Annotated in this window: 17 protein-coding genes; 6 read left to right on the top strand and 11 right to left on the bottom strand. The window is 36.9% G+C overall.

The features are described 5' to 3' along the window. Positions 1 to 9: 9 nt before the first annotated feature. Both DRF59_RS20895 and DRF59_RS05015 read right to left on the bottom strand, forming a co-directional pair. On the bottom strand, positions 10 to 174 hold the full coding sequence (locus DRF59_RS20895; protein ID WP_167456646.1) for a bacteriocin-like protein: 165 nt from the start codon (positions 172 to 174) through the stop codon (positions 10 to 12). Positions 175 to 425: 251 nt separating this feature from the next. Next, a complete protein-coding gene (locus tag DRF59_RS05015) occupies positions 426 to 1,376 on the bottom strand; it encodes an isopenicillin N synthase family dioxygenase (RefSeq protein ID WP_115957655.1) in 951 nt (316 codons plus the stop codon). Between the two features lie 83 nt (positions 1,377 to 1,459). On the opposite strand from DRF59_RS05015, the gene menD reads away from it, so the two are divergent. Further along, on the top strand, positions 1,460 to 3,136 hold the full coding sequence (gene menD, locus DRF59_RS05010; RefSeq protein ID WP_115957402.1) for a 2-succinyl-5-enolpyruvyl-6-hydroxy-3-cyclohexene-1-carboxylic-acid synthase: 1,677 nt from the start codon (positions 1,460 to 1,462) through the stop codon (positions 3,134 to 3,136). Here menD and DRF59_RS05005 read toward each other — a convergent pair. Together DRF59_RS05005 and DRF59_RS05000 are read right to left on the bottom strand one after the other, a co-directional pair. Beyond that, entirely contained in the window at positions 3,133 to 3,759 is a 627-nt protein-coding gene (locus tag DRF59_RS05005; protein ID WP_115957400.1) for an aminotransferase class IV, read from the bottom strand. The two genes, menD and DRF59_RS05005, sit on opposite strands and share 4 nt — an antisense overlap. Then, positions 3,743 to 4,720, bottom strand: a complete 978-nt coding sequence (locus DRF59_RS05000; protein WP_115957398.1) for an aminodeoxychorismate synthase component I — start codon at positions 4,718 to 4,720, stop codon at positions 3,743 to 3,745. The genes DRF59_RS05005 and DRF59_RS05000 overlap by 17 nt, the downstream gene beginning before the upstream one ends. A 44-nt stretch (positions 4,721 to 4,764) precedes the next feature. On the opposite strand from DRF59_RS05000, the gene DRF59_RS04995 reads away from it, so the two are divergent. The 4 genes from DRF59_RS04995 to DRF59_RS04980 all read left to right on the top strand — a co-directional run bounded on the left by DRF59_RS04995 (position 4,765) and on the right by DRF59_RS04980 (position 7,628). Then, positions 4,765 to 5,490, top strand: coding sequence for a hypothetical protein (locus DRF59_RS04995; RefSeq protein WP_115957397.1), 726 nt, complete (start codon positions 4,765 to 4,767; stop codon positions 5,488 to 5,490). 72 nt (positions 5,491 to 5,562) lie between these two features. Next, positions 5,563 to 6,291 carry a beta-carotene 15,15'-monooxygenase gene (locus tag DRF59_RS04990; RefSeq protein ID WP_115957395.1) on the top strand — a complete coding sequence of 243 codons (729 nt, stop codon included), beginning with the start codon at positions 5,563 to 5,565 and terminating at the stop codon, positions 6,289 to 6,291. A gap of 15 nt (positions 6,292 to 6,306) precedes the next feature. Then, positions 6,307 to 7,386: an AI-2E family transporter gene (locus DRF59_RS04985; RefSeq protein WP_115957393.1), complete on the top strand. Its 1,080-nt coding sequence runs from the start codon at positions 6,307 to 6,309 to the stop codon at positions 7,384 to 7,386. A gap of 14 nt (positions 7,387 to 7,400) precedes the next feature. Beyond that, complete coding sequence (locus DRF59_RS04980) at positions 7,401 to 7,628, top strand: DUF3820 family protein (protein WP_115957653.1); 228 nt, start codon at positions 7,401 to 7,403, stop codon at positions 7,626 to 7,628. Positions 7,629 to 7,688: 60 nt separating this feature from the next. Here the strand turns inward: DRF59_RS04980 and uvrB are convergent, their stop codons facing one another. The 3 genes from uvrB to DRF59_RS04965 all read right to left on the bottom strand — a co-directional run bounded on the left by uvrB (position 7,689) and on the right by DRF59_RS04965 (position 11,666). Next, positions 7,689 to 9,680: an excinuclease ABC subunit UvrB gene (uvrB, locus tag DRF59_RS04975; RefSeq protein WP_115957391.1), complete on the bottom strand. Its 1,992-nt coding sequence runs from the start codon at positions 9,678 to 9,680 to the stop codon at positions 7,689 to 7,691. Between the two features lie 195 nt (positions 9,681 to 9,875). Then, on the bottom strand, positions 9,876 to 11,291 hold the full coding sequence (locus DRF59_RS04970) for a M56 family metallopeptidase (RefSeq protein WP_115957389.1): 1,416 nt from the start codon (positions 11,289 to 11,291) through the stop codon (positions 9,876 to 9,878). A 3-nt stretch (positions 11,292 to 11,294) separates the two neighbouring features. After that, complete coding sequence (locus DRF59_RS04965; RefSeq protein WP_115957387.1) at positions 11,295 to 11,666, bottom strand: BlaI/MecI/CopY family transcriptional regulator; 372 nt, start codon at positions 11,664 to 11,666, stop codon at positions 11,295 to 11,297. 107 nt (positions 11,667 to 11,773) lie between these two features. Here DRF59_RS04965 and DRF59_RS04960 point away from each other — a divergent pair, with 107 nt between their 5' ends. Continuing rightward, a complete protein-coding gene (locus tag DRF59_RS04960) occupies positions 11,774 to 12,991 on the top strand; it encodes a PQQ-dependent sugar dehydrogenase (RefSeq protein WP_115957385.1) in 1,218 nt (405 codons plus the stop codon). Between the two features lie 81 nt (positions 12,992 to 13,072). On the opposite strand, the gene DRF59_RS04955 is transcribed toward DRF59_RS04960, so the two are convergent. The 4 genes from DRF59_RS04955 to DRF59_RS04940 all read right to left on the bottom strand — a co-directional run bounded on the left by DRF59_RS04955 (position 13,073) and on the right by DRF59_RS04940 (position 19,506). Continuing rightward, positions 13,073 to 15,508 (bottom strand): TonB-dependent receptor plug domain-containing protein, encoded by a 2,436-nt coding sequence (locus DRF59_RS04955; protein ID WP_115957383.1) that lies wholly within the window; start codon positions 15,506 to 15,508, stop codon positions 13,073 to 13,075. Between the two features lie 161 nt (positions 15,509 to 15,669). After that, on the bottom strand, positions 15,670 to 16,827 hold the full coding sequence (locus DRF59_RS04950; RefSeq protein WP_115957381.1) for a pyridoxal phosphate-dependent aminotransferase: 1,158 nt from the start codon (positions 16,825 to 16,827) through the stop codon (positions 15,670 to 15,672). A 1-nt stretch (position 16,828) separates the two neighbouring features. Continuing rightward, the gene (locus DRF59_RS04945; RefSeq protein WP_115957379.1) at positions 16,829 to 17,905 is read right to left on the bottom strand and encodes an FAD-dependent monooxygenase; all 1,077 of its coding nucleotides are present in this window, start codon (positions 17,903 to 17,905) and stop codon (positions 16,829 to 16,831) included. Between the two features lie 224 nt (positions 17,906 to 18,129). Then, on the bottom strand, positions 18,130 to 19,506 hold the full coding sequence (locus DRF59_RS04940) for a tryptophanase (protein WP_115957377.1): 1,377 nt from the start codon (positions 19,504 to 19,506) through the stop codon (positions 18,130 to 18,132). Between the last annotated feature and the right edge of the window lie 20 nt (positions 19,507 to 19,526).

Here is a 19,526-nt window from a genome sequence, read left to right as displayed (position 1 = left end):
ATTTCAATATTACATATCATTAGCTGTGTCCGGGCATTTGAAATCCTCAGTACAGCTTGCACAGATAATAGTTCCGTTACAAGAGTACATACAAAAGTCCGGCTCCGGAAGAATAATTCCGGCTCCTGAAATACTTTTCAACTGGTCTTTTCTTAGTTTTTTTAATTTTTTCATATTGTTTTAATTAAAAATTTGATATTAATGTAAATTTATACAAAATATTTTTAATTAAGTTTGATATGGTATGTAAAAAAAGAAATATGAGACTGTTAAAAATTAGCCAGCGTGTCCTTTGCCCTGATTATGGGTAAAAATGCTGACTTCAGAATGGATGAATAAAAAATGAAAAGATCTCTCTTTGGGGTAGGGTATTGAAAAACAGCCAATTATTGATACGTAAATCGATAATTGACTGTTGGTATATGTTATTTTTTAATTAAGCCAAGCTCAATTAATCTTTCGTGTAAAAATTCTCCGGCTGTTGTATCTTCATACAATTTAGGATTGCTTTCATCTACACAGTTTTCAAGTGCATTGAGTGACATGGCACTTACCGGATGCATAAAGAAAGGAATGGAATATCTTGAAGTACCCCACAGTTCTCTTGGTGGATTTACTACCCGGTGGATGGTAGATTTTAATTTGTTATTGGTATGTCTTGAAAGCATATCTCCAACATTGATCATCAGTTCGTCCGGCTCAGCAATCGCATCAATCCATTCGCCGTTATGGTTCTGAACCTGAAGCCCTTTACCCTGGGCGCCCATCAAAAGGGTGATAAGGTTAATATCTCCGTGAGCAGCTGCTCTTACAGCATCATCCGGTTCTTCGGTAATTGGAGGATAGTGAATAGGTCTTAGAATAGAATTTCCTTCTGCGATTTTATCATCAAAGTAAAACTCATCCAGTCCAAGGTGAATAGCTAATGCTCTTAACACATACTGTCCTGTTTTTTCAAGCATCTGGAATGCCTCTTTACCTACTTCATTGAATTTTGGAAGTTCATCAACGATTACATTGTCCGGATATTCTGACTTGTATTTTGAATCATCAGACAAATATTGTCCAAAGTGCCAGAATTCTTTTAAATCCCCTTTTTTAAAACCTTTTGCGGTTTCTTTACCAAAGCCTACATAACCTCTCTGGCCGCCAATTCCCGGGATTTCGTATTTTTGTTTAGTTTCCACGGGCAGGTCAAAAAAGTTTTTTACCTCACCATACAATTCATCTACTAGATTGTCATCAAGAAAATGGCCTTTTAAAGCAACAAAACCAATTTCTTCATAAGCTTTTCCGATTTCATTTACAAATTTCTGTTTGCGTTCCGGGTTGTCCGAAAGGAAATCACGCAGGTCTACACTAGGTATTTTATCCATTTTTAGAAATTTACGAATAGCAAAATTACATTTTTTTAAATTAAATAATTTTAAAATCATTATTTATCAGTTAAATTTGCTGTATGAAAAAATATTCTTCTAAGAGAAGTATTCAGATACTTGCGCATCTTCTGCAACAGTACGGAATTGCAGATATTGTAATTTCACCGGGATCAAGAAATGCTCCTTTAGCGATTCACTTTTCGGAAGTGGATAGCTTCAACTGTTTCAGTATTGTAGATGAAAGAAGTGCAGCTTTTGTAGCAATGGGAATGGCTAAAAGTGAAAAAAAACCGGTAGCAATTACCTGTACCAGTGGCTCTGCCGTGGTCAACTATTATCCTGCAATTACAGAAGCATTTTATCAGAATGTTCCACTTTTGGTACTGACTGCTGACCGGCCAACAGATTATGTTGATATATTTGACGGGCAGACAATCAGGCAGAAGGATGTTTTTCATCAGCATTCCTACGGGGACTTCCAGCTTTTGGAAGACAGTAAGGAAAATGCAGAAGATATTAACTTTGATACAATTAAAAAGGCTATTGAACTTTGTTTTGAAAAACAAGGGCCTGTACATATTAATATTCCCCTGGAGGAGCCCCTGTATGAACTTGTTTCGGAACTTCCTGCCTTTCCGACTGTTGAGAAAACAATCAGACAAAAAGAATATGAAGTCCCTTCAAATCTGATTGCAGAATGGCATACCTCCCAAAGGATTATGTTATTGGTAGGAACCAGGGACTACAGTCCTGAACTGGAAAATCAATTGACACAATTGGTGAAAAACCATTCTGTAGTGGTCCTGAGTGAGGCAAACTCAAATCTGCATCATGAAAAATTCTTCAGGCATATTGATCGTTTGATCTTTAATTTTACTGAGGAGGATTATAAAACTTATGCGCCGGATTTGCTGATAACAGTAGGGCAAAATGTAGTATCTAAAAAAGTAAAACAATTCCTTAGAAGCGCCCGTCCTAAACAACACTGGCATCTGGATGAAATCTGGCAGCCGGACACTTATTTCTCTCTGACAGAGAAAATTGAAGTTAAACCGGAAGTTTTCTTCTCCAAACTATTAAAGTTCATTAATCTTGAGCCAAGACCTTATTTTAATCTGTGGGATGTCTTGAGAGATAAAAAAGATGCAAAACACCAGCAGTTTTTGAATACTGTTGAATTTTCTGATTTCTATTTTTTCAATAAAGCTTCACAGGCTATCCCCGAAAACTATAATATCCATTTCAGTAATTCTTCAGGAATCAGATATGCACAGCTGTTTGACTTTGGGAAGAGAAAAATGTACTGTAACAGAGGAACCAGTGGAATAGACGGCTCTACATCTACAGCAATGGGATTTGCCATTAAGAATGAGAACCCGACTTTGTTGATTACCGGTGATTTAAGTTTCTTCTATGATATTAACGGCCTCTGGAATCAGTATATACCTCCGTTTGTGAGAATTATGATTTTCAATAACGGTGAAGGAAATATCTTTAAAATTATTCCGGGACCGCGTAATGCCAATCCAAATACACTGGACGAATTTATTGCAACAAAGCACCGTAAAAATGCAGAGTATTTAGCCAAACACTTTGGATTCTCCTATATCAGGGTTGAAGATGAGCTGACTCTGGACAGGGTTTTGGAAAACTTCTTTAAGCCTGATGCGCAGCCAAAGATTCTGGAAGTAAATACTTATGGCAATAACAGTGCTGATGTCCTGAAAGACTATTTCAACTTTCTGAAAGAAAATTAAAGGTCCAGATATTCTTCATTGCCAGGCAGATTAATGATCCTGTCAATCGGATAAATAAACATATCATCGAAATCATTCAGAGCATTAATGATCTGGAAGTGTGTGAATTGCTTTATATTTTGTAAGGTGATCTCTGTTTCTCTGATCTTTTTTTGCTTTAAAAGATATTGTCTTTGTACTCCATTTAAAAGGCAGGTATTAGGGGTAAACCATTCTTTACCTTTTAAAAACAAAAGGTTGGAAAAAGAAGTGTCGGTGATGTGGTTATTCTTAACGATAATGATTTCTTCAGCTTTGGATTTCATTTTCATCTTATCCAGTTCTTTTCTGTCTTCAAACTTGAAGGAGTAGTCGAAACTGTTGTTTTCCACCAGTTGGAAATTCTGTATTTCAGGAATGGCATAAGGAATCATCTGTGTCCGGACTCTTTTATCCAGATCATAGGATATTCTCAGTTTGAAAAGGCCGTCCTCATCATGCTGCAGGCTATTGAATATTTTGCCCAGATCGATGGATTCTTCTTTTCCGAAATGGGTAAAAGTTTGATTTACACGTTTTTGGTGTAGATCCAGAAGAAATATTTCCTGGTCTTCTACTTTAATGCTTTCAATGAATTGGGACATAAATTTTATTTTTCATTTCCTGATATTCGTCTTCTAATTTACTCAGGTGGGTGATACCGCCACCGCTTTTAAAGTAAAGAGAGTCTCCTTCTTTTTCAATAAAACGTATCATGACACAACTGTCAACGTTTTTGCCATCAAACCAACCACATACTCCTGTATAATATCCTCTGTTATAACCTTCTGCATCCAGAATAATCTCCAGTGTCTTAGGCTTAGGGGCTCCCAATATGGAACCTGCAGGAAGTAGTTTTTCCATTATGCTTCCTATTTTACCATCAAATTCCGGTTTCAGTATACCGGAAATTTCAGAACTCATTGCAAACAGGTCCTTTTGCTGGGTTTTGATAAAATCAATATGCTGAAACTGATCAACCTTTACCTCGTCAGCTACCATACTCAGGTCATTCCGGAGAAGGTCAACAACGGTATAATGTTCTGCTTTTTCTTTTTTATCATTTTTCAATATTTCCGCTGCATTTTCCACAGAAGCATCAATAGTCCCTTTCATGGGATAGGTGAAAATTTTACCGTCAATGATTTTTACAAAAGTTTCCGGAGAAAAAAATACGAAAAAATCTTTATAAAAAACTTTATATTTCGCATTTGAATGATAAAAAATCTCTTCCAGTGTTAAATTGGTCTCAATTTTAGTTTTCCGGGTATAATTAACAAGATAAGAATTTCCCAAACGGATATTTTTCTGAACTTTTTCAAAGCCGGATCTGAAGCTCTCAAGTGTTTCCGGAAAAGATTTCCATTCTATAATTTTATCTAATGTGTGTGTGTCTTTCTTGCTGGAAAAATTTTGAAAATCAATGAGTAAGCCTTCTTTTTCAACTTCATTTTCCTGATATATTTCTACCTTCTCCGAGAGAAAGTCGATGACAAAAAAATAGGGAACCTTCTGAAGAGAAAGTTCATCCATTTCCATAAATTTTTGATGATTCACTGAAAACATTCCGCAAAAATAATTATTGATGTTTACTTTTGCATAAAATTTTTATGATGCAGAACAAATATCCACAAAAACCGGGAATAGATTTTATATTGAAGCAGGCTTTTTTTTATTGGAATAAAACACTGGTTTTTCAGTTGATGTTTTCAATCATTTTTTTTGGAATACTGCTTACCGCTGTTATGCTTTTTGGTGGAAGATATGATATTTTCTCTTACAATAAAGAATTGGAAGAAGCTTTTCTGGAGGGGACAAAGGTGTATCTTAAAAAAGTGGAGGAAATTACGGCCACTGAAAATTATCAGATGTTTACATTGGCAATCTGGGGAACTACCGCTTTTCTGTATCCATTGAATCTTGGAATGTTCCAGATCTTCCGGAAACTTGACCTCAGAGAAAAAATAGGAATAGGAGATTTATTTGCAGGATATAATGGGCTCAATTTCTTTAAATATGTAGGATATTTTCTTTTCTGGTTCTTTATTTACAGATTTACCATACCAACTGTACTGCTGGCTGTCATCTGGGTTGCTGTAACGATCTTTGTGGCTCCACTTATGTTTTTTACGAATAAAAGGATCTTTGAAGCAATTTCCCTGAGTTTTAAAGCTCTTAAAATATATTTTGTGGAGATTATGGTTTGTATCATTGTAGCTGTTTTATTCAAATATCTGGGATTCAGCCTTTTTATTGTAGGTGGTTTATTTACTTTTCCTTTCTGGAATGCTGTCATCTATTCACTTTATAAAACAGCTTTTTCAGAGAAAAGTTAATTTTTACTGAGGTTTAATATGTTTTGTTGGCAAAAAAAGTTAAATTTGGGAAAACCATTAAAATATTAAACTATGTCTGAATTTAACGAATTTGATCAACAAGGTTCTGTTCCTGCCAGAGAAACCGGATCAATTATCTCGCATGCTTTTGAAATGTATAAAGGTGTTTTTGGTTATGGAATTGTTGCCATGATCATATATCTTGTCGGAGGTCTTATCATTCAAACTGTTACCGGGTTTAATTCTGCGGCTATAATGGATGAAATGAGAAGTTCCGGAGGTGATTTTAATTACTGGAGTGCTCCCGGATTCTCAATGTATATGACATTTTCCGGTCTTTTTGGAATTTTATTGGCACCACTGTATGTGGGGTTGATTTATATTGTAAATAAATTTAATACTAAAAACCAGATTGAGTTTTCAGATTTGTTTATAGGATATCGTCAGAACTTTGTTAATATATTGATTTATAGTATTCTTTCGGGGATTATTTCCTCTATCGCTGCTGCATTGTGCTTTTTTCCGTTTCTTTTTGTATATCCTTTTCTTTTAATCGGATATCCGATTTTGTTGTTTGAAAATGCTTCGGCAACAGAAGCCCTGGGAAAATCCTTTAATATTGCAAAAGAAAATTATGGTATTTTCCTTCTGACTACACTTTTGGGAGGGATTATATCTGTAGCGGGAATTATTCTTTGCGGAATCGGAATTATTTTAACGGCTCCATTTATGATGGTCGTAATGTATTCTACTTATTGTGCTTTTCTTGGAAAGCCAAGACAAATCATGTATAAACAATAAAAGGATAATAAACAAATGATGGATAAAGACAAACAGATAAGCAGTGTTGCCATAAAGCAGGTGTTTTTATTGGCAATTATTTTAATACTGGCAGGGTTGATCTGTTTCAACCTTGGGTTATTTGTTCCTTCAGTGTTAGGAGCGATTACGATTTATGTTGTTTGTCGTAAATATAACTTTTACCTTCAGGAGGAAAAAAAATGGAAACCTTCTCTTGCGGCTTTTGCCCTGATGTTTGCCAGCCTGATTGTCCTTATTTTGCCTATTTATTTTATTGCAGACCTGATTATTGATAAATTGGGAAATGCTCAGGCTTATATGGAGAAATTCAACATATTTTTAGATAAGATTCACGATTACATCTATTCCAAAGTTAATTTTGATATTCTCAGCCCGGAAAATATGAGCAAACTGAAAAACTCTGTAGGGAAAATATCGACATCTGCGCTTAGCGGTACATTCAATACCCTCACGGTGGTAATTTCTATGTATTTTATTCTCTATTTTATGCTGGAAAAACCCAGGCTGTTCGAAAAGATACTTACTTCATCGGCACCGCTAAAGAGAGCCAATATATCATTAATAGGCGATAAAATGAGAAAGCTTATTATGGCCAATGCTATTGGGATTCCGGTTGTAGCAATAGGACAGGGGATTGTCGCATTAATAGGATATCTTATATTTGGAGCTCCCGGACCGGTGTTACTTTTTGCCCTTACTGCTGCGGCTTCGGTGATTCCTGTGGTAGGAACTGCTATTATTTATGTTCCGGTATGTATCTTTATGATTGCGGAAGGTAATACGGCACAGGGACTTGGTTTAGCTGCATACTGTTTAATTGTGGTGGGACTTACTGATAATCTGCTGCGTTTTACGCTTTTGAAAAAATTAGAAAATATTCATCCTTTAAACACCGTATTCGGAATTATTATGGGTATGAATTTATTTGGTTTTATGGGACTTATTTTTGGACCGATCCTCATATCGCTTACTCTCCTTTTGATCCAGGTATACAGAAATGAATTTTCAGACGAAAATGCACCTCCGGATCTGGAGCTGCCCAACCAGGGAATTACTGAAGAAAAAATAATTTAATTAAATTGGAAGGAATAAACTCAGAAATATTAAGGGAAATCTGTGTGGCTAAAATGCCGTTCGGGAAATATGAAGGAATGATACTTGCGGACCTTCCGATAAGTTATCTGGAATGGTTTAACCGCACCGGAATGCCTAAAGGAAAGCTGGGGATGCAGCTGTCAACAGTTTACGAAATAAAACTGAATGGGCTGACAGAGCTTCTGATACCTATCAGGGCTTCTGTTAAAAATGGGAAATAATGTATGTATTGCAATGAATTAAAAATTTCGGGGGCTTCATTTGATGCCCCCGAAATTATATCAGCTTTTCAAAGCGGCAATTTCATCTCTTAGTTTTGCAGCTTTAATAAAATCAAGATTCTTGGCTGCAGCTTCCATTTCTTTCTGTTTTTGTTCAATCATTTTTTCAATATCTTCACCCGCATAGCTGGCTTTTGCCTCTGCTACTTTTTGAAGGATTTCTTTCTGCGTATATTTTTCATCAGGGAAGTCTTTACTTCTTCCGACCAGGCTTTCTGAAATCTTTTTATTCAGCGCTTGTGGTTTAAGACCGTGCTCCTCATTGTACTGCATTTGTTTGGCTCGCCGGTATTCCGTTTCATCCAGGGTAGCCTGCATTGATTTAGTGATTTTATCCGCATACATGATCGCTTTTCCATTTACATTTCTTGCGGCACGTCCTACGGTTTGAATCATCGATCTCCGGCTCCTCAGCATGCCTTCTTTATCAGCATCCAGAATAGCTACCAGTGAAACCTCGGGTAAGTCCAGCCCCTCTCTTAATAAATTCACTCCAATCAATACGTCAAAAAGCCCCAAACGCAGATCCTGCATAATCTGAATACGCTCCAGGGTTTCCACATCAGAATGAATGTACCTCGTTCTGATTCCGAATTTTGTGAAATATTTAGTTAGCTCTTCAGCCATCTTTTTAGTTAAAGTAGTGACCAAAACCCTTTCATCTACATCTGCTCTTTTCTGTATTTCTTCCATCAGGTCATCAATCTGGTTCAGGGTAGGTCTTACTTCAATAACAGGATCAAGGAGACCTGTAGGGCGGATGATCTGCTCAATATAGGCTCCTCCTGTTTTTTCCAGCTCGTAGTCTGCCGGAGTTGCAGAAACATAAATAACCTGGTTCTGCATACTTTCAAATTCTTCAAACTTTAGGGGCCTGTTGTCCATCGCTGCCGGTAGCCTGAATCCATATTCTACCAATGCTTCCTTTCTGCTCCGGTCTCCTCCGTACATGGCATGAACCTGAGGAACCGTTACGTGGCTTTCATCAATCACCATTAAAAAGTCTTTTGGGAAATAATCTATCAGACAGAACGGGCGGGTTCCCGGAAGCCTGCCATCCAGATATCTTGAATAATTTTCAATTCCTGAGCAGTAGCCTAGTTCTTTTATCATTTCCAGATCCAGTTCTGTTCTTTCCTGAAGTCTTTTGGCTTCGAGAGGTTTTTCAATGGAATTAAAGAAATCAACCTGCTTTACCATATCATCCTGAATTTCCCGGATGGCACCATTTAAAGTCTCTTTCGAAGTAACAAAAAGGTTAGCCGGATAGATCTGAATCTGATCAAAATTAGAATCTACATTTCCTGTTACAGGATCAAAACTTTGAATTTTTTCAATCTCATCTCCAAAAAACTGTATTCTGATGGCATTATCAGCATAGGCAGGAAACACGTCTATTACATCTCCTTTTACACGAAATGTTCCTCTTTGAAATTCATTTAATGTTCTGGCATATAAAGCATTTACCAGTGAGTGGAGAAGAGCGGTTCGGGTTACTTTTTCGCCAATTGCTATGGAAATCAGTGATTTATGGAATTCTGTCGGATTTCCGATACCATAAATACATGAAACTGAAGCGACAATTAAAACGTCTCTTCGTCCGGAAAGAAGACTGGCTGTAGCTGAAAGTCTGAGTTTTTCCACTTCTTCATTGATGCTCAGATCCTTTTCAATGTAAGTACCTGTTGTGGCAATATAAGCTTCAGGCTGATAGTAGTCGTAATAACTTACAAAGTACTCAACAGCATTTTCAGGGAAGAATTCTTTGAATTCCATAAAAAGCTGTGCGGCCAAAGTCTTGTTGTGAGCCAGTACTAAAGTAGGGCGTTGCACGTTTTGCACCACATTGGCTACAGTAAAGGTCTTACCTGAGCCGGTTACCCCAAGAAGGGTCTGGTATTTTTCACCGATCTCTATTCCATGGGTAAGTTTTTGGATGGCTTGCGGCTGATCACCGGTAGGTTTATATTCTGATTGAAGCTTAAAATTCATAGGAAAAAGAATGTATACAACAAAAATACAAAAGATATTATTAGGCTTGATAAAGTTTTGAAGTTGAATCTTTTGATAACAAAATTTTAACTGTGTTTATAGTATTGCATTCCTTTTTGTTGTTATATGGAAGAGTCAAAGAAAGTTTTAGTATTCAGCAATAAAAAAAGCGCTGATTCAGCGCTTTTTCATTTCCTATTGGGCGAAAGACATTGTTACAGGGATTTTTAATACTGCAGCAACAGCTTTACCATTTTCTGTTGCCGGTTTCCAGGTTGTTTCGTTGCTTATAGCAGTAACTGTTTTAAGAAGTTCCCTGTTAAAAGTATCATTATCTCCTGATACTTTTATATCAGTTGCATTTCCTGCTGCATCAATATGAATATATGCTGCTGATTTGATGACTCCTTTTTGGGATGTAAGGCTGGCAATATCCATATTTTTACCAATTTTTTCTCTCAATGTTTTTGAGCCGCCCGGATATTCCGGCAGTGTACGGTTTTGACCGGCCACCGGATCTGCTGTGGAATTTGTGTTATTACCTTCATTGCTGTCTGTTTTTGCTTTCGGAATGATTGTATCTTGAATGGTTTTTAGTTTTTCTTCTTTTATTTCGGATAATCTTGCAGTAGGATTTTTTATAAATATTTTGTTGTGTTCGGGATTTTCTGATAATGTTTCCTTTTGTATATCCGGAATTTTTAAAGGTACTGGGTTTTTCTGCTGGGTTAAAAATTCACTTTTCATGTTCTTGGATTCACTTGCAAAGGCTTTTTCGGAAAATAATGCTACAGAAGCAAGGATCGCTGTAATACCTGCTGTTTTCCGCAACAAGCTGAATCTGGTTTTTTGGTTATTCATCATAATAAATCTTTTTTTGGTGTTTATAAAATTAAATGAATGGGTCAGGTGCAGGTTTTGTCTGCTTATAATTTCATCAAAAATTAAATTCTGATATTCTTTCATATTGAATTTATTGTTCAGGACTGCTTCATCTGCCAGAAATTCATGATTGGTGATTAATGTTTTTTTATACAGGAATAAAACCGGATTAATCCAGGTAAGAACCATGATAATATCAATCAGTATAATATCAATACTATGCTTCTGGATGATGTGGGTTTTCTCATGGAGAAAAATCCTTGGATCGATCATATTATTTTTCACATAATTTTTCCCAATATAGATAGTGTTCCAAAAACTAAACGGGGGAAGATTTGCCTCTGTAAGCATAATGTGATGATTCTGATAAACAATCTTTTTTCCCTTTATCCTCCTGATAGCAAGAAAGGCAGATATGCTTTTTATCAATAGGTAAATACTGACATCGGCATACATTAGTCCAAACAGGCTCATCCAGTTGAATTCTGACTGTTTCGCACCAATTGAGGCAATCTGCTGGGTGGTTTCTTCAAAGATCAATTGAGGACCATGAGCTGTTTCATTGGAAGGAATTGTGAACGTAATAAAGGGAATTACGTAGGACAAAATCAAGGAGGCTAATAAAAAAAAGCGATTGAAAGTGTAAATCTTCTCTCTTTCCAGGAACAGATAGTAAACAGCAATGAAAAAGGAAGAGCACATAATTATTTTTAGAATAATGGTAAGCATCTTTTATTCTTTTATTTGTTGATCTATTATGTCACGAAGTTCTTTCAGTTGTTTCTGGCTTAGTTTGGTATTTGATGTGAAAAAAGACGCAAACTGAGTCACAGAGCTATTGAAAAAACGGTCAATCATAGAAGTCATTTCTTTTTTGAAATATTCTCCTTTTTCTACTTTAGGATAATACTCCCGGGAATTTCCATACAGTGTATAGCCTATAAGGTCCTTATTCTGCATTCTTTTGAGTAATGTAGCAACTGTTGTTGCAGCAGGTTTGGGCTCCGGATAGGTATCCAGGATTTCCTTCATGAAAATTTTTTTCTTTTCCCAAAGAATTTCCATAAGTGCTTTTTCCGAATCTGTTAATTTTATTTCTTTCATTCTACAATGTTGTAATTTGTTCTACAAATGTAGAATAAAATTTTAATCTACCAAATTTTTATGGCATTATTTTTCCATTCATTTTCATAATACCAAATCCTAATATTATGAAAATCAACCAATTTTACATTCCTGTACTTAGTGCTTTTTTTGTTTTGTCCTCCTGTAAAAAAAATAATGTTAATGCCCAGCAAGCCGGTAATGATGGCAGTGTTGAAACAGAACAACCCAATACTGACTACAAACCTGCCTTTAAGGGACAAACAAGAATTAAGGCAGTCAAAACAACAACTGCGTATAATGTTGAAATTTTGAATAAAGACCTGGGAAAACCTTGGGGAATCATTAACCTGCCGGACGGTAAATTCCTTATAACAGATAAAAGGGGGTATATGAATGTTGTTTCACCGGATGGAAAGCAGGTAACTAAAATAGAAGGCTTTCCAAAAGTAGACTCAAAAGGACAGGGAGGAATGCTTGATGTAGCTCTTGATCCGGACTTTAAAGCAAATAATATCATTTACTTCAGTTTTTCAGAGCCTTTTGGTAAAGGTAACCTTACTTCCGTTGCAAAAGGAAAGTTGTCATCTGATCTTAAAAATATATCCGATATTAAAGTAATTTTCCGTGCAGAGCCATCATATGATGGTGACAAGCATTACGGAAGCAGACTTGTATTTGATAAAGATGAAAATTTATTTGTAAGCACCGGGGAGAGAAGTGATAAAGTGACAAGGGTTTACGCGCAGAAAACTGATAATTATTTAGGGAAGATACTAAAAATCACAAAAGACGGAAAGCCAGCTCCAGGTAATCCGTTTATAGGAAAACAGGGATATAAACCCGAAATTTATGCATACGGGGTAAGAAACCCGCAGGGATTGGCAATTGATCCTAACGGAACCTTATGGGATGTTGAAATGGGACCACGGGGAGGAGATGAAATCAATCTTATACAACCGGGCAAAAATTACGGATGGGGAGATGTTACATATGGGATTGAATATTCAGGCCAAAAAGTAGGTGAGGGTATTACACAGAAAGAAGGTACTGAGCAGCCCGTATACTATTGGGACCCTGTAATCTCACCGAGTGGAGTTACTTTCTATACCGGAACTATTGATGAGTGGAAAGGGAATCTGTTTATCGGGTGCCTGAGTGGGGAACATATTAACAGGATTGTGATGAAAGATAATAAAGTAGTAGGAGAAGAACGCCTTCTTGCAGATCAGAAGGAACGTTTCAGGGATGTTCTTGATGGAATGGATGGTAACCTTTATGGAGTAACGGATAGTGGCAAGCTGTATAAGATCTCAAAAAAATAAACTAAATAAACAAAACTCCTGGCAATTCAGGAGTTTTGTTTTTATAAGTCAGCGTTGATTTTTAATATCTTCAGGGATATGTTAAAACTTAAAGTTAAGCCGTGCAAAAACCTGCCGTCCTGAGAACCCCATTTGTACCGGATCCACAATTCCTCCTGATTCTGTATTTCCGTCTGAAACCTGAGTCGTCTGTAAAGTTGGATATCTGTTGAAAATATTTTTGCTTCCCAATGTCAGGTTAAGGCTGTTGGAAAACTCATATCCAAATGAAATATCGGTAGTTACTTTGGGATTATAGACCTGCTCTGCATCATCATATCCTATTAAAGTTGTTTTGTCAAACCTTACCAGCTGTAAATTCGCATTGAATTTACTGATTTTGTAGTTGAGGTTCAGATTAATTTTAGTCTTTGGTGCAGAAGCAAGAATAAATCCTTTTTCCCTCTTGCTCAGATAAATGTCTTCTTTGCCTTTCAATTGGTCTGAAGTATTTACTTTGGTAATTTCCATATCATTATAGTTTCCGGCCAACATAGCCGTCAACTTTCCTGAACCAATAGTTTCGGTATAGCTCAGGATGATATCAAGACCTTTTGTCCTGGTATCTATTGCATTAGCGAAAAACTGGGCCTGATCAATATATTCGTAATTAGGATCATCCTGTACATCAATGGGAAGGTCCACTCTGGAAAAATATCCTGTCAGAACAATTCTGTCTTTTACCTTAATATAGTAACCGTCCACTGTTGCTGTAAACTTACCTGTATTAAATGTAAATCCTGCACTTCCGTTGAGTGAAGTCTCCTGTTTCAGCTGGGAGATTCCAACTCTGCTGGCGAGGTCACTGTCATTAGACGCAAGCTGAACTGCAATCAGCTGCCCTCCCTGAAAATTAGTGAATTGTTGGCTATAATATTTCTGAGCTAAAGAAGGAGCCCTGAAACCGGTGGAAACAGACCCCCTGAATGCAAACTGTGGAGTAATGGCATATCGGGTTGCAAACTTACCATTCAAAGTACTGCCAAAATCATTGTAATTTTCAAATCTTCCGGCTACACTGATCATCCAGTCTTTTGTAATGTCAAGCTCAGTATCTATATAGGCAGCAAAATTATTTCTGCTTTTGCCAATATCAGAGGAATATCCGGGAAAGCCTTGCGAGCCCCCGGGTCTTACAGCTCCATTTAAAGGGTTGGTTACCAATAGATTTTCGGGAGTATCCCGGGTAACAATATTTCCATTGATATCATACATGGCATAGGAAGCTTCTTCTCCTTTGATAATATTGAATTTTTCATAACGGAATTCAGACCCGAAAGCAATATTCAGACCTTCCAGCACTTTGAATTGTTTTACCGCATTAAACCCTGTTGTATTCTGAAGTAATGAATGGCCTCCCGCATCGAAACTTGTTGGAGACTTCACGCCCAGGGTTGCGTTGATCGTATTGGTAATATCATAGGTAAATCTGTTACTTCCAAAAGCATTGTAAAAATCAACTTCCCACTCGGCAATTTTGAATTTTAAGCCATTATCAAAGGTGAAATCTGTAATGCTGGTATCTTCAACCGGGTCAAAGCCATTAGGATACACTTCAGGAATATTCCCATCAGCATCGGGTGTCCTTGTCCAGGCGTAAGCTTTGGTGTTCCTGTGGGAAAACCCCTGACGTGAATAAAACTTTAACCCGTCAGATAATGGAAGTTCAACATTTCCGAAAAAGTAAGCATTCTGAGCCTTAGCGTCCCCGAAACGTTGACGGGAAGCAGTATATTTATCCGGGTTTGCATTTCGTATTGCATAATCTTTATTCACAAACTCTGCGGTAAAGTTCCCGAAGCCTCCTTTTGAGCCAATCTGGGTTCCGAGGTTTCCACTGAAATCAAAAGTTGTCCCGTCAATTTTATGGTCAGATACAATATCTTTATCTCCCGGACTTTTAAATAAGTTCATCCCATAAAAAGCATTGCCTTCAAAACCTTTATTACGGTCATTCAGGATTAGATTAATAACTCCGGCAATAGCATCTGAACCATATTGGGCAGAAGCTCCGTCACGAAGGACTTCCACTCTCTTTATAGCGCCAATAGGAATGGTATTCATGTCGGATCCGGTATTTCCCCTTCCTTTGGTTCCGAAAAGGTTAATCAGTGATGACTGATGGTATCTCTTGCCGTTTAGCAAAAGAAGAGTCTGGTCAGGGCCTAGGCCTCTGAGTGTGGCAGGATCTACAGCATCTGCGCCGTCTGATCCTGATTGTTTATTGGAGTTAAAAGAGGGGGCTGCAAACTGAAGTAACTGATTGACTTCTACCTGTCCTGTAGACTGGCTTACCTGTTTGATGTCTATGACATCTATCGGAACAGCGGTGTTGATCACTGTTCTCTTTTTATTCCGGCTTCCTGTTATGGCAACCTCTTCTATTTTGGATTCTTTGGTGATCGTATCATTGATTTGCTGGGCGTACGATAGAGCAGATACACTAAGGAACATAGCGCTAATGTATTTTATTTTCATATTTTGAGATTTTGATTGGTGGTTATCTCAAAATTATTGATTTTTATGATTAAATCAATGTTAAAAATATAAATTCATTAATAAAATTTTAAATTAGTTGTATTTTGGTTAATTGTTGAAAAAAATTAATCTTTTGAGCTATTGTGGTTTAAAATATTAATCTAAAAACTTTTAATTATTCTGTTTAATCCTTCTTCCAGAATTTCTTGTGAAGTCGAGAAACAAATTCTGACATGTCCTTCCGCTCCTTTTCCAAACCATCTTTCTGATCCTGGAACAATGGCTACCTTTCCATATTGTAAAACATGTCTGGCAAATTCTTCACTGGATAGATTATTTTTGATTTTAGGAAATAAAACAAACGTAGCTTCAGGAAGGGTTGGATGTAATATTTCAGAATAGGCTAAAATGTTGAAAGCAAGATCCCTGTTGGTCTGTAAGTGGCTCAAAAATTCTCTGTACCACGGTTTTGCTTTTTCCAGGGCGACACTCGCAGCGATCTGGGATAATGTTGAAACTCCCTCTATGGTTGAATTAAAGTTGGATTTTTCAATAAAATCATTAAAGATCTCCTGATCATTACACAAAACAGCTCCTATTCTTAACCCTGCAATTCCAAAAGACTTTGAAAATCCATATACCGTAAAGCTTTTTTTTCTTGCTTCTTCAGAAACAGATGAATAGGTATAAAACTCTTTATTGTTATATACTATGTCGCTCCAGATTTCGTCACTCATCACCCAAAGGTCATGAGCCGCGGCAATTTCAGAAATTTTTTTCAAAATATCTTTAGTATAAACTTTCCCGACCGGATTGTGCGGATTGCATATACTGATAAGTTTTGTATTGGAGCTGATCAGTGAAACCAGCTTCTCCAGATCAATATTTCCGGTTTCAGTATCAACGGGACATAATGTGATTGTACCGCCGGCAGCTTCGACTGATTTTTTAAACAGAAAATCGACAGGATCCAAAATAATTGCTTCTTCTCCAGGTTTCAGGACATATGATGCAATCAGAAACATTCCCTGAGCAGCACTGTTAACAGCCAATATATTTTCCGGGGTAAAATTTCCGTACTTCTCAGTATTGAAATGTTCAGCTACATTCCTTCTGAACTCCGGTAATCCTGAGAATGGTCCATAACTCAGGTAGCCATCTTTAATATATTCAATAATTCCCTGTTCAATTTCCGGAGCTGTTCTGAAGTCCGGGTCAGCAGCGGTTAAAGGAATAATTCCATCTTCGAGAGCAGCCCATCTCCCGTTGTATGCTTTTCTTTTCAGGGCTTCAAAATTGATATCGTTATTAGTGAACATTTTATTTATAAGAAATTGGTAAAATATTTTTGGAATGCTGATCAGGTGGAAGTAAAAACTGGTTCAGTAAAGCTCTTCCGTTGTTGATATGGAATTCAATTTCCGGTTTTCTTTCTGCTTCATATTTTTTTAAAGCTTCGGTTATATTCCTTTCTTCAGTAAGGTATTTTGTTAGGATAAAAGAGTCTTTTAAAGCTGAGGTGACTCCCTGGCTGGTAAAAGGGATCAGTGGGTGAGCTGCATCTCCGATAAAAACAATATTATTTTCATAAAAAGGGTTCAGCTCCTCCAATTCATAAACACGCCATAAATGGACATTTCTGTAACAGGATTCTTTGATGATAGAAGCAACCAGAGGATGCCAGTCTTTGAACACAGCTTGCATATATTTTTTCAGGGTCTCAACAGAACATTTATCCCCGATTTTATATTTTTCACTGTCAAACTGAGAGTACCATAAGATTGTATCGGCAGGAAGCTTTAATATTCCAAAAGTAAGACCTCCGTCTTCATGATGAAACTTCATGAAATTGTTTTCAATACAAGCTGCTATTTTTTTGCTTTGGATAATGTTTACGACTTCAAATTCTCTTACAGCTCTTATTCTTTCATCTTTAAAAAGAGCTTTTCTGATACGGCTTTTGGAGCCTTCTGAAATAATAGCGATGTCGGATTCAAGAGGAGTTCCGTCCGAAAAAACCAATGTCTTTTTGCTGTCTGAAAGTGATACTGCTGTTTCGTATGTTATTTTTTCTGGAAGAATGTTTTGGCTCAGTATATAGATCAGGGACTGTCTTGAAATGACAAAAACATTATTAAGTTCCTTTTCAGCCAATATTTTTCCTTTATGGGAATATTGTATGTACTTTTTTAAAAAGGTTCCATGCTGAAAAAGAAGAGAGGAATCAATAATATGGGATAGGTATTCAATCCCTTCCTGGGGGATTAGGAAGCCATGTCCTGCTAAATCATCTTTTTTCCTTCTTTCGTAAATATGGTAATCAATATTGTGCTTTTCTAAATAATTCGCCATGCTTAAGCCGGAGATACCGGCACCCACGACAGCAATTTTTTTCATTTCGGAATAACAGTTTTTTTCAGTTGGTGTTTAATTACTGTTTGTAATTTATTTTTTAGATAAATGCAAATGTATATTAATTACGATAATAATTTGAAAAAAATAAGTTAATTGATTTTGAAAGTTATAAATTTTAAAGAGTAAACATAATAAATCAATCATGTTTCCAGATGGCTATGAGGTGATGTTGGAAAACAAAAAAGCCGGAATTTTTCCGGCTTTTTTTATGCTTTTTCAAGATGTACTGTAAAGTGTCTCAATATTTCTGGCTCCCAGGTGATCTTATATCCTTTTGCAATTTCTCCGCGCCTCTCATATACATTCCTGACAGCTGCTGCAATATAGTCCATATGATTGTTGGTGTAGGTCCTTCTTGGGATGGCTAAACGTACAAGTTCCAGCTTGGGATAACGGTTTTCCCTTGTTTCAGGATCCCTGTCAGCCAGTAATGTGCCGATCTCTACGGTTCGGATTCCTGCTTCTTTGTAAATTTCAAGTCCTAACGTCTGTGCCGGATATTCCTCACGGGAAACATTAGGTAAAAAATTTAAAGAATCAATGAATACTGCATGTCCTCCGATAGGTTTCTGAACCGGAATACCATATTCTATTAATTTGTTTCCAAGGTATTCAACCTGAGAGATTCTGCTTTCAAGATAAGCAAACTCTGTAGCTTCATCAAGTCCCACCGCCAGTGCTGCCATATCTCTTCCTGCCATTCCTCCATAAGTAATGAACCCTTCATAAATAATGGTAAAATTGGATGCTTTTCTGAAAACATCCTCATTGTTCAAAGCAATGAATCCCCCGATATTTACCAGGCCATCTTTTTTAGAGCTCATTGTCATACCGTCTCCGTATGAGAAAATTTCTTTACAGATTTCTTTAATGCTCCTGTTTTCCTGACCCTTCTCTCTTTTCTTGATAAAATAGGCATTCTCAGCAAATCTGGCAGAGTCAAAAAACACCGGAATTCCATATTGATCAGAAAGGGCTTTTACTGCCTTCATGTTCTCCAGAGAAACAGGTTGTCCTCCCGAAGAATTACAGGTGATGGTAATCAGACAGAAAGGGATGTTTTCTTTAGGGTGGCTTTTATAAATTTCTTCCAGTTTTTCAAGATTGATATTTCCTTTAAAGGGGTGTAGGTCATTAATATCAAAAGCTTCATCAATAGTACAGTCTACAGCGTGTGCCTTTCTGAACTCAATGTGTCCTTTTGTAGTATCAAAATGAGAATTCCCGGGAATTACATCACCTTCTTTAACTAAAACAGAAAAAAGGACATTCTCCGCTGCTCTTCCCTGGTGTGTTGGTAATAAATACTTAAAACCGGTAATTTTTTCAACGGTATTCTGTAATTGTTCAAAAGAACGGGATCCTGCATAACTTTCATCTCCGGTCATCAAAGCACCCCATTGCCTGTCGGACATAGCTCCTGTACCGGAATCTGTTAAAAGATCAATAAAAACCTGAGATGATTTCAGATTAAAAAGATTATAATTTGCTTCTTTAAGCCATTGTTCTCTCTCTTCTCTTGTGGATTGGCGGATTTCTTCCACCATTTTGATGCGGAAAGGTTCCGCGTACGGTAAATTCATGTGTTAAAGTATGTTTTTAG

The sequence above is a fragment of the Chryseobacterium flavum genome, from assembly GCF_003385595.1.
Classification (GTDB): Bacteria; Bacteroidota; Bacteroidia; order Flavobacteriales; family Weeksellaceae; genus Chryseobacterium; species Chryseobacterium flavum.
This window is presented reverse-complemented; position numbering and strand designations above follow the sequence as displayed.